Source organism: Dyella sp. 333MFSha, from assembly GCF_900102405.1.
Lineage (GTDB): Bacteria > Pseudomonadota > Gammaproteobacteria > Xanthomonadales > Rhodanobacteraceae > Luteibacter > Luteibacter mycovicinus.
Map to the genome: position 1 here is coordinate 264,772 of NZ_FNBR01000003.1, position 11,086 is coordinate 275,857.

7 protein-coding genes are annotated in these 11,086 nt (G+C 63.2%); 2 read left to right on the forward strand and 5 right to left on the reverse strand.

Going from position 1 to position 11,086, the window contains the following annotated elements; translation table 11 throughout:
* Position 1: 1 nt before the first annotated feature.
* Positions 2-631 (reverse strand): LysE family transporter, encoded by a 630-nt coding sequence (locus BLT40_RS14585; protein WP_090354364.1) that lies wholly within the window; start codon positions 629-631, stop codon positions 2-4.
* Between the two features lie 128 nt (positions 632-759).
* Here BLT40_RS14585 and BLT40_RS14590 point away from each other — a divergent pair, with 128 nt between their 5' ends.
* Together BLT40_RS14590 and BLT40_RS14595 are read left to right on the forward strand one after the other, a co-directional pair.
* The gene (locus BLT40_RS14590) at positions 760-2,064 is read left to right on the forward strand and encodes a NupC/NupG family nucleoside CNT transporter (protein ID WP_090354367.1); all 1,305 of its coding nucleotides are present in this window, start codon (positions 760-762) and stop codon (positions 2,062-2,064) included.
* Between the two features lie 3 nt (positions 2,065-2,067).
* Positions 2,068-2,916, forward strand: coding sequence for a PfkB family carbohydrate kinase (locus BLT40_RS14595; RefSeq protein WP_090354370.1), 849 nt, complete (start codon positions 2,068-2,070; stop codon positions 2,914-2,916).
* Between the two features lie 979 nt (positions 2,917-3,895).
* Here BLT40_RS14595 and BLT40_RS14605 read toward each other — a convergent pair.
* From BLT40_RS14605 to BLT40_RS14620, 4 genes are all read right to left on the reverse strand, one after another.
* Positions 3,896-5,524: an RHS repeat-associated core domain-containing protein gene (locus tag BLT40_RS14605; RefSeq protein WP_090354377.1), complete on the reverse strand. Its 1,629-nt coding sequence runs from the start codon at positions 5,522-5,524 to the stop codon at positions 3,896-3,898.
* A gap of 360 nt (positions 5,525-5,884) precedes the next feature.
* A complete protein-coding gene (locus BLT40_RS14610) occupies positions 5,885-8,518 on the reverse strand; it encodes a M1 family metallopeptidase (RefSeq protein WP_090354380.1) in 2,634 nt (877 codons plus the stop codon).
* A 114-nt stretch (positions 8,519-8,632) separates the two neighbouring features.
* Positions 8,633-9,889 carry a tetratricopeptide repeat protein gene (locus tag BLT40_RS14615; protein WP_176809188.1) on the reverse strand — a complete coding sequence of 419 codons (1,257 nt, stop codon included), beginning with the start codon at positions 9,887-9,889 and terminating at the stop codon, positions 8,633-8,635.
* An 87-nt stretch (positions 9,890-9,976) separates the two neighbouring features.
* A complete protein-coding gene (locus BLT40_RS14620; RefSeq protein WP_090354385.1) occupies positions 9,977-10,987 on the reverse strand; it encodes an SDR family oxidoreductase in 1,011 nt (336 codons plus the stop codon).
* Between the last annotated feature and the right edge of the window lie 99 nt (positions 10,988-11,086).

Here is an 11,086-nt window from a genome sequence, read left to right on the forward strand (position 1 = left end):
GTCAGCGCCTGACGCCCGCCCAGACCAGGTGCAGGCCGAAGGCGGTGAAGATCGCGCCCGCACCGCCGTCGATCCAGCGGCCGGCCCGCACGTAGGCCCGGCGCATGGCTGGCATCGCGAAGATCGCCGCCACCAGCCCGAACCACAGCACGGTCTCGGCCGTCACCATCGCCCATAGGCCCCACCGCGCCGCGCCACTCATGCCATCGCCCACGAAGGCGGAGAAGATCGACGCGAAGTACACGGCCGCCTTGGGGTTGGCCAGATTGGTCGCCAGGCCGCGCATCAGGGCCCGCCCGGGGCTGGAGCCGCGGACATCGACCACGGGCACGGCGGCGTCGGGGGCCGCCTTCCACGACGCGCGCAGCATCTGCAGACCCATCCAGCACAGATAAGCGCCGCCGAGAATGGCGATTCCCCGTTCCAGCCACGCCAGCCGGTGCAGGAGCAGCTGCAGGCCGAGCAAGGCCAGAGCGGCCCATACCCCCACCCCGAGGGCGATGCCGATCACACCGGCAAAGGCCTCACGCCGCGAACGACTGGCGGCGAGCTGGGAGACGAAGAAAAAATCGGGCCCCGGCGTGATCAGGGCGACGATCTGCACGATCGCGATGGTGAGAAACAGATTCATGCCTCCGAGATTACCCGTCTTCACCCCAATTTCGCACTGTACCTTGCCCCACGAGACCACCTCCCGTAACCTCGCGTTTTTACAAGCGGTCACGGGGCTACCCCCGGCCTTCATAGGGGTAAGTCGCGATGCTGGGTCTGTTCGGCCACGTTTTGTTTGGCCTGTTCGGGTTGGCGGTGCTCATCGGCATCGCTTTCTGCTTTTCGAATAACAAGCGTGTGGTCGACTGGAAGCTGGTCGCCACCGGCGTCGCCCTGCAGATCGCCTTCGCCGCCATCGTGCTCAAGGTGCCGCTGGGTCGCGACGTGTTCGACGCGATCGCCACGGGCTTCGTGCATCTGCTGGATTACGTCGACGTCGGCTCGCGCTTCATCTTCGGCAGCCTGCTGGACAGCTCGAAGTTCGGCGTGATCTTCGCCGTCAAGGTGCTGCCCACCATCGTCTTCTTTGCCGCCCTCACCGGCATCCTGTACCACATCGGCGTGATGCAGCAGATCGTCAAGGGCATGGCCTGGGTGATCACCAAGGTGATGCGCGTGTCCGGCGCCGAGACCACCAGCGTCTGCGCCAGCGTCTTCATCGGCCAGACCGAAGCCCCGCTGACCATCAAGCCGTACATCGAGCGGATGACCCAGGCGGAGCTGATGACCGTCATGATCGGCGGCATGGCGCACATCGCCGGCTCCGTCATGGCCGCCTACGTGGCGATGCTCGGCGGCGACGATCCGGCGCAGCGCATGTTCTATGCGAAGCATCTGCTGACCGCCAGCGTAATGGCCGCCCCGGCCACCATGGTGCTGGCCAAGATCCTGGTCCCCGAGACCCAGGAGCCGCTCACCCGCGGCACGGTCAAGATCGACGTCGAGAAAACCACCGCGAACGTCATCGACGCGGCGGCCACCGGCGCGGGCGACGGCCTCAAGCTGGCCATGAACGTCGGCGCCATGCTGCTCGCCTTCATCGCCCTGATCGCCCTGGTCAACGGCCCGGTGCAGTGGCTCGGTACGGTCGGCGGCGACCACAGCCTCAACGCCTGGCTCACCGTTCACAGCGGCCACGAGATCAAGCTCAGCCTCGAGACCATCTTCGGCTGGGTGCTCTCCCCAGTCGCCTGGCTGATCGGCGTGCCCTGGCAGGACGCGACGCTGGTCGGCAGCTTCATCGGTCAGAAGGTGGTCATCAACGAATTCGTGGCCTATGCGGATCTGGCGAAGCACCTGCCGGACCTGCTGCCGGAGAGCCGCCTCATCGCGACGTACGCGCTCTGCGGTTTCGCGAACTTCTCGTCCATCGCCATCCAGATCGGCGGCATCGGTGGCCTCGCCCCGAACCGTCGCGGCGACCTCGCGCGTCTCGGCCTGCGCGCCGTGCTGGGTGGTTCCATCGCCACGTTCATGACGGCGACCATCGCCGGCGTGCTCGAGCGATTCTGAGGCGTGTCGTCGGTACGCTTGCTCGTTGTCGGCGGTTACAGCGAGGAAGAGCGCTGGCAGACGCCAGCCCTTCCCCGCGCTGGCGAGCCTGCCTATGCCGACAGCTTCGAGCGCAGGCCGGGCGGTAAGGCCTTTCACCAGGCGGTCGCCGCTTCGCAGGCCGGTGTGTCGACGGGACTGATCGCCGCCATTGGTGACGACGTCATCGATCCCTCAGGGCTTCCGCCGCTGGTCGATGCGCGCTGGCAGTCGACGACCGGTGTGCGCACCGGGCGTACGGCGCTCATTGTCGATGCGAAAGGCCAGACCTTGTCCGCGCTGTCGTCGGGCGCCAATGACCATCTGTCGATGGCCTTCGTCGCGGCGCAGAAGGATCTGTTCGAAGGCGCGAAGATCCTCCTGGCTTCGACCGAAGCCAATATCGACACCATTGCCGCGACGCTGGACCTCGCGGGCGAGCACCGGCTCATCCGTATTCTCGATCCGGGCCCGCTGCCGCCGGGTCTGTCGGTACGCGAGTTCGCCAGCACCGATATCCTTCTGCTGAGCCTGCATGAATTCGCGCGGTGCTGCGGACGGTTCCTGTCGATCGACATCACCGCGAGTGCGGTGACCGGCATGGACGACACGACGATCAACGCCCTCGCCCGGCGCCTTTGCGCGGGCACCGTGGTGGTGTCGCTGGACAAGAGCTGCCTGGTGTCGCACGGCAGCGATCGTTATGGCGATCAGGCGGATCTTTACCGCGTGCCGACCTGTGGCACCGGGGATGCGTTCAAGGGAACGCTGGCGGCACGGCTGGTGGATGCGCCGTGTTTTCGGGATGCGTTGATGGCCGCCTGCGCGGCCTGATTTCCCTGCGTTTGCTAGCGGCCGCTCGCTGCTTGTGAAGCCCATTAAGCCGCAATAGCACGCTCTCGGCATTCGGATCGAATCCGCAGGGCCTATCGTCACAGCCGCGATCACAAGTGCAGAAGCCAAATCCTGTTCCCTTATGCCAGGAAACAGTCTCGCTGACTTCTTCTTTCTCAATGTCGAGAAACCACTAGCACACGCAGCCGTGACGAAGCTGGTAATGCATGCAGGGAAGGCGACAGACACATCTACGCCGCCTGCGTGAGCCGTTCCGCGCAAAAAATCCGCACAGTGTTCCGGAGCCCGCCGTATCTGTCAGCGATCTTGGTTACGCTAGATTGTGGGACTAATTACTCTACAAAAGTGTGGGTGGTCCATTTCTGCGTCGGTACCAGAGCCGTTTCGCCCGAAAGAAGCCCCATATCCCTGCGAAGAAGATCAGTAACGCGGTCCCGAAGGTGACGACAGCTATCGCAGCTACGTTACCTAATGACCCCGAAGACTTTATCAGCCCCGAAAGCGCACACAGGCACGCCAAGGCAGCCAAGGCGATCAAAATCGATGAAGGGAATTTCCCCGTCCGCTTCGACCTGAAAAACTTGGCAGTCCCGAAGGAAATGGCATAAGCAATGAAGCTAAATAGGGAGCCGTTAATCAAGACCAAGAGCTCGCCGTACCTGATTGCGATGGTCTCGAGTGGAACATTCAGGACGCCGGCGACATTAACAATCGGAAACCCTGCCACGAGTCGAACCACATCGAACCAACTTGATCGACCATGAAAACATGATAGGCAGCTCATCTGCACACTCAGCACATAGATCTGGATGGTTACATGAAGTAAGCACAACAAAGCGAAGAACGAAGCCGCCCTTAAATAGATCAATCTTTTCACCATAAACGACTTGTACTCAATCTCTCGACAGGGACGACTTATCGCACAGCTCCCCGCCAAATGTGCACATCAGATGTTCGACTATTTGGTCAGAAGCTTGGGATTCGAATAGCGGCCGGGATACCACGCAGGATTCAGAGGCCTAGACAAGACCTCGCCATCTTTGAAATCGATACGATCCCGAATTCCGTTCGGCGTATCGATACCGAGCCAAGGACTCGATACGTCCAGGCCGCCCGCATGCAACGTTCCACGCACGAAGTCGGCGCAGTTATTCCATGCTCCGCTGTATGCGTCACCGATGTGGCGATCTGCCCACCTCTTCGCATCAAAGTCCTGAATAGCGTTAGCCGAGATAACAAATCCCTCTCGATATCGGGAGCCATTGGTCGTCAAGAAATCAGCCATGGTCGGGTAGTCTTGGCGAACATTCAGGGATACCCCGGCGCCGTCGACGCCATCCTTAGAATAATAAGTCCATCCCTTAGCGTCCGTACCAACGAGAGTGGCAGAGTGACCCGCGCTCCCGAAAAACGTGGGTACAGCGTCCCGATCAATTGCGACTGCAATATCGAGCCCATTGATGTCTGTTGCGCCAAACGGGTTGTTAGCTACATACCCATACGTCAAAATTCCGCCGCCCAATCCGATCGGATCACTCTGCACGTAACGACCGCTCGTAGGATCGTAGTCGCGCCAACCATTCTGGAAGAGACCCGTTACGGCGTCATAGCGCTGACCGGGAAAGCGCATATCGAAAACGTACTTCGCGCCGTCTTTATCAGGATCCTCATTGGGCGCATCGCTCCCGAAGGCCTCACCAAGAATGGACCAGGTCCAGACAGCCTTGTCCGTCGCGCGGTCGATCACGACCCGAGGCGTTCCCAGGTGATCGGTCTGGATATCCCGAATCGCACCTCCATCGAGCACGGCGACCGGAAGATTATCCAGCCATACGATCTGCCGAATGGCGCGACCGGAACCGTCGTAATCTCCTATCCAATGCCCTGCTTCGTCATGAAGTGACACAGTCATCTCGCCCGCCACATAACGACCGACCTGTTGACCGAACGGGTTATAGGCATAGTTCATTTCCGGTACGCCATTGACAAGCGCCTGGCTCATTCGCCCGGATGCGTCATAGATAAACTGTCGATCACCGATCTTTGTGGTATTTCCGACAGCGTCGTAGCTACGCGCAATCTTGTTCCCGGTGATGAGTCGGTGACTATCGGGCGCGTATACAAAGCTGCGATTCGTGAACGGAATGGTCCACCACTTAGTACGATTCCCCGTCTTTTCGTAGACGTACTGGTGCATGACGCCCTCTGGATGCTCGGGGGTAAGAAAGGCCCCACCGGCGGACGAGAGACGTAATGCGTCGTCCATCTCGATGTACACCACTGCGTTCCCCACGGTGACCTGGTCAACGTCGCCATTCGTGTAGTCGACTGCCACATCAATCCCGCCGGGCTTCGAATCGCGAGCCAGAGTCACTGCGCCGAGTCCGTTATACGTGCGAGTAAGCGTGCGCGACCCGGCTGTCCATGCGGTTAGCCTCCCAAGCGAATCGTGGCGCACAGTGCTGGCGACCGATTGCTGGACCGAATCGATACCGCGCGTGTCCACGCCGGTGACGTTTCCCGCCTTATCGCGAGCATAGGTAACCATTCGACCATCCGGGTAGATGATTGAAGCCAGACGCGACATGACTTCCCCGACGTGATGGCGAGGGCGCACGGTAGAGGCGGCGTGCCTCCGGGGGATATGGAAGGATTCTGAAAAATTCGAGTTTCTTTCGGATTTTGGGCGTGGCTCACATTCGCGCGCGCGTTCGGATTACATGGACGATGCGTGTCAGGCTAAATCTCGACACATGCGAGCTTGACTAAAAACGGTCGGTAGGCTTGTCCAGGAGGCTGGCACCGCCGGTGCGACTTGTGTTGCGCTCTTTTGCCAACAGGGTCGCCTTCTACCAGAGCAGGCTGAAGCAACCGAAAACGTGTCGGATACGAAACACAAAAAAACCCGCCGGTCTCGCGACCGGCGGGTCCGCCCCTCAGCTGAGGATCAACCGTTTTTCTTGAGCCACGCTTCCACGGCAGGGATGCGCTGCGTCAGGACCTGATTGCGGTAACGAACACTGGCGATCGCCGTGTCGGTGTCGCGGCGCGAGCTGGCGGCGATGCTCTTGTCCGCGAACGCCTTGATCCTGTCGGCCAAAGCGAGGTCGGACGAGCCAGCGGTCAGCATCGGGTAGAAACGCGTCGCCGACGTGGAATCGACGAACTTGTCCACGGCATCCTTGTGTGCCACGGCGAAGTCGAACGCGAGTTCCGGATGCCGACGCGAGACGCCGGAGATGAGTGCCGCGCTGTTGGTCTGACCGGCTTCGCCGGTGAGGGCGAGGTCGAGCGCGCGCTGCGCCAGCGCGTCGTCGACGGGGTCGGCCAGCAGGCCGTACAGGCGATCTTTGACCAGGGGGGATTTCTCCGCCTTCGCCTGTTCGTGCAGCTTGTCCCACGTCGCGGCGTCCGCGTTGGTCGCGACCACGGCAAGGATGGTCTTACGCAACTCGGGCGGGATCTCGTTCGTCTCGTAGCGACGGCGCGCCTCGGCGATCACCTTCGCATCGCCCAGGTTGCCCAGGCTGCCGATCAGGTGAGCGCGGAGGTTGGCGACGGGCGCCTCTTCACCGGCCTTCGCCTCCCAGCCCACCTGGGCCAGCTTGGGCGAGAGCCGCGCGCTGGCGAACTTGCGCAGGGCGGCGCGGCCCCTGGCGTTGTTCTTGAAGTAGCTGTCCAGCGAGGTGAAGTCGGTGGCGATGTCGTCCCAGAGGAAGGGCGAGGCATCCAGCGGCGTCGCCTTGATCAGGTCGAGCACGTCGGACGCCGGCTGGAGGCCAGCCATGCCGAGCGCCCACACATCGGAGGTGATGCCCAGCTGGTCGATGGGATCCAGCTTCGTAAACGCGTCCTTCAGGGCCGTGAACTGCGCCGGTGCATACAAGGTACGGAAGTAAGCGGTCTGACCCGCATTGACCAGCACCGGACCGCAGCCGGCGACCGTGACGGAGCCCGAGCCGTTCTCGAGCAAGGTCGTGGACGGTGCGCCGCCGACGGTCTTCGCGATCACAGGCACATGCCAGAGCAGCGGCTTCTTGTCGGGCCGGTCACGGGTGAACTCGCCCTGCGAGAGTTTGAGCGTGGTCGAACCCGCGGCGCACGATACGGACTCGACACGCACGAGCGGAATACCCGGCTGCAGCGTGAAGTCATGCGCGATCGTGCTGACCGGCTTGCCGGCCGCGGCGTCGATCTCTTTCCAGAGGTCATCCGACACCGTGTTCTGGTACGCATGTGCCTTGATATAGGACTGCACGCCCTTCTGCCACGTGTCGGCACCGACATAGGCTTCGAGCATGCGAATCACGGATTCGCCCTTGGAATACGTGATCGAATCGAAGGCCTGGCTGGCCTGTTCGACCGTGTCGATCTTCTGCACGACCGGATGCGTGGTGGCGATCGCATCGCGACCCATCGCCTGTTCGCGGATCGAAATGGCGTCGAGGCTCGTGTGCCACTCCGGGTGCAGACGCTCCGTGGTACGCGACGCCATCCACGACGCGAAGCCTTCGTTGAGCCACAGGTCGTCCCACCAGTTCATCGTGACGAGATCGCCGAACCACTGGTGAGCCATCTCGTGAGCGGCGGTGTTGAACACTTCTTCCTTGTCGGCCTGCGTGGAGATCGACGGGTCGAGCAGCAGCGCGTATTCGAACGTGTAGATCGCACCCCAGTTCTCCATCGCCCCGAAGAACTGGCTCTGGCCGGGCGACGCGATATTGTCGAGCTTCGGCAGCGGATACGGCACGCCGAAATACCCGTTGTATTCGTGCAGAACGGCCTTGGCCGAGTCGAGCGTGAACTGCGCCTGCGAGGTCAGGCCTTTCTGCGTGATCACACCGATCTCGACACCGTCGCTCATCGTGGTGGCGCGATCGAACTCGCCCACTCCGAAGAACAGCAGGTACGTCGACATTTTCGGCGTCTGCGCGAAGGTCACCGTCTTCAGGCCGTTGCCGACGTCTTTGCTCGTGGCGACCGGCATGTTGTTGACCGCCATGTCGACCGACGGCACCGTGGCCGTGAGCGTGAAGGTGGCCTTGTACGCCGGCTCATCCCACGAAGGAATGAAGCGACGGGCATCGGAGTTTTCGAACTGCGTGTAGAGCGCGCGCTTCTTGCCCGACGTCCGGGTGTCGTAATCGATCGCGAAGAGACCGTTGGGCTGCGTACCGATCTTTCCCGTGTAATCCATCGACAGCGTATAGCTGCCGGCCGGTACGGCGTGATCGAAGGTAAAGGTCGCGGTCTGCGCATCGGCATTGACGGCGACCTTCGGCGCGGCGAACGTCACCTTGCCCTTGACCGGCGCCAGGGTGACGTTGGCGAACGCCATGTCCACCGCGTTGAGCGTGATCGACGTGGTGGGCTCGAGCACGTCGACCGTGATGGCGACCTTGCCGTCGAAGGCGAGCTTGTCGGCATGCGGCACCACAGCCACATCGTAGTGCGACGGGCGCACGCTGCGGGGCAGCTGGGTGGTGGCGAGATGACTGGTGTCGGCGGCTGGGGCGGCCGCGACGACGGCGGAGAGACCGGCGAGCGCGAAGGCGATCGCGCTGACGAGGGGAGTGCGCATGCGGGGGAGACCCTGGATTCGGTCCGCCGATGGTGGGCGCGTGTCGGTGCGGGGAGAAGCGCCGGAAGTCATGGACGCGAAAAATAGACGCCCAGGCCTCTCACCCGACGCCGGTCACCAGAACTGCCACCACTGCCGTTTTTCCAGTTTACGCAGCGCCTTGAGGTGACCGCGGGCCGCCGCCTTGCGATACCACGCCCGGGCGATGGCCAGGTTGGCGGGCACGCCGTCGCCGTGCTCGTGAAGTACCCCGAGCTCGAACTGGGCATCCGCGTGGCCCGCGTTCGCCGCCGACCGGTACAACCGTACCATCTCGTCCGGATTGCGCTCGACGCCGCGCCCTCCCTCGACCATGCGGGCCAACGCGAACTGCGCGCTCGTGTGACCGCGCTCCGCCGCGAGCGTCAGCCAGCGCACCGCTTCCGTATCGTTGCGTGCCACACCGTCGCCCGCCGCCAGTCGCTGGCCGAGCAGGAACTGCGACGCCGCATCGTGGGAACCTGCGGACGCCAGGCGCGCGCCGCCCGTGTCCTGCGCGCTCGTACGGCGATCGTCGGAGGCGATCAGCTCATCGAGCAGACGCTTTGCCTCACCGTCGCCCTGCTCCGCCGCCTTACCCAGCCACAGACGCGCCTGTTCACGATCGCTGTCCAGATCGCTGGTCTCGAGGTAGATCTTGCCGAGCTCGAACTGCGCATTGGCGCTGCCCAGTTCGGCCGCACGGCGGTACTGGCGTGCACCCATGACCGGGTCGCGCGCCACGCCGATGCCGTCGCGGAGCATGTGGGCGACGCTGCACAGCGCATCCGCGTAGCCGACCGCGCCGGGCTGGCCGCGTTCGACCGCCTTGCTGTAGTACGTAAAGGCGAGTTCGGCGTCGCGCGGTACGCCGCGGCCAAAGTAATGGGACACGCCAAGATTCACACAGGCCTGGACATGGCCCTGGTCGGCGGCAAGCCCCCACCAGCGGAGGGATTCCGCCCGGTCGACGTTCACACCCTGCCCGCGCGCATACAGGGACCCCAGCGCGCACTGGGCGTCGGCGAAACCGGCCTCGGCCGCGCGGCGGTACCAGCCGGCCGCTTCGAACGGATCACGCGATACCCCCAGGCCGTCGGCGTAATGCGCGGCAAGCCGGCACTGGCTCTCCTGGTGCCCCTGCTCGGCGGCACGCCGGAACCAGTGCGCCGCGCGCTTCGCGTCCGGCGTCACATGCGCCGTTCCCTCAACGTAAGCGTTGGCCACACGAAATTGCGCCTGCGCATCGCCAAGCTGGGCGTCTTTTTCCATCCGGCCGAATCGCTGCAGCGCGTCCATCTCGGCGGCATAACGCCGGTCGCCGAGCAGCGAGCCACCTTTTGCTTCCGACATCCCGTTTCCCCTGCAAACGCCTGTCGATCGTGGGCGCATGATAGGGGAACGGAAGGTCCGGGGGTATCCGCGTTTTTGGCAGTTGCCTTATGGATTGCCCGCACCGCCGGAGGCACCCACGATCTGCCCGGTTTCGTAGCTCGCTTCGGACGATGCGAGCTGCACGTAGATGGGCGCGATTTCGGCAGGCTGGCCGGGACGACCCATGGGCGTATCCGCACCGAATTTCTTCAGATTCTCTTCGGTCTGGCCACCGGACACCTGCAGCGGCGTCCAGAACGGGCCCGGCGCGACGCCGTTCACACGGATGCCCTTCTTGATCAGCTGCTTCGCCAGCGCCTTCGTGAAAATCATGATTCCGCCCTTGGTGGTGGCGTAATCGAGCAGGTTGGCCGAAGGGCTGTACGCATTGACCGAGGTCGTATTGACGATGGCGGCACCCGGCGGCAGATGCGGCACGGCGGCCTTGGTGATCCAGAACAACGCGTAGAGATTGGTCTTCATCGTCCAGTCGAAATACTCGGTGGAGATGTCGAGGATGGAGTCGAAGCTGTGCTGGCGCCCCGCGTTATTCACCAGGATATCCAGGCCACCGAGGCCATCGACGGCTTTCTGCACGAGCTGCTGGCACCAGTTTTCATCACGGATGTCGCCGGGAAGGGCTACGCCTTTGCGTCCCGCCTTGCGGATCAGGTCGATGACTTCCTTCGCATCCGCCTCTTCATCCGGCAGGTAACTGATGGCGACGTCGGCGCCTTCACGAGCGTACGCGATCGCGACGGCACGGCCGATGCCGGAATCGCCGCCTGTGATCAGCGCCTTACGGCCGGCAAGCCGACCGCTGCCCTTATAGCTGGTTTCGCCGTGATCGGGCCGGGGATTCATTTTGCCGGCAAGGCCGGGCCACGGCTGATTCTGTGCCGCGAAGGGTGGTTTCGGAAAACCCTCGCGGGGGTCCACCAGCCCGCGCGTGCCACCCACCCCCGTAGCCGTCGCACCGACGGCGGCAAAGGTGGGGCCGGCAAAAGCGGCGGCGGCCGCACCGAGTGACGCGGTCTGGACGATGCGACGCCGTGACGCGGAAAAGTCGTCGGTCATGGAAGGTCTCCTGAAGAAAAGATGCTGAATAAGTCAGCATCCGCATCTCCGGTCGACGAACCGTCGTCGTCGCGCGAACGCGGGGCAACGAACCCCGCT

Coding starts and splice junctions, on each gene's coding strand:
- BLT40_RS14585 (WP_090354364.1), bottom strand. CDS start 631: ATGAATCTGTTTCTCACCATCGCGATCGTGCAGATCGTCGCCCTGATC.
- BLT40_RS14590 (WP_090354367.1), top strand. CDS start 760: ATGCTGGGTCTGTTCGGCCACGTTTTGTTTGGCCTGTTCGGGTTGGCG.
- BLT40_RS14605 (WP_090354377.1), bottom strand. CDS start 5,524: ATGTCGCGTCTGGCTTCAATCATCTACCCGGATGGTCGAATGGTTACC.
- BLT40_RS14610 (WP_090354380.1), bottom strand. CDS start 8,518: ATGCGCACTCCCCTCGTCAGCGCGATCGCCTTCGCGCTCGCCGGTCTC.
- BLT40_RS14615 (WP_176809188.1), bottom strand. CDS start 9,889: ATGTCGGAAGCAAAAGGTGGCTCGCTGCTCGGCGACCGGCGTTATGCC.
- BLT40_RS14620 (WP_090354385.1), bottom strand. CDS start 10,987: ATGACCGACGACTTTTCCGCGTCACGGCGTCGCATCGTCCAGACCGCG.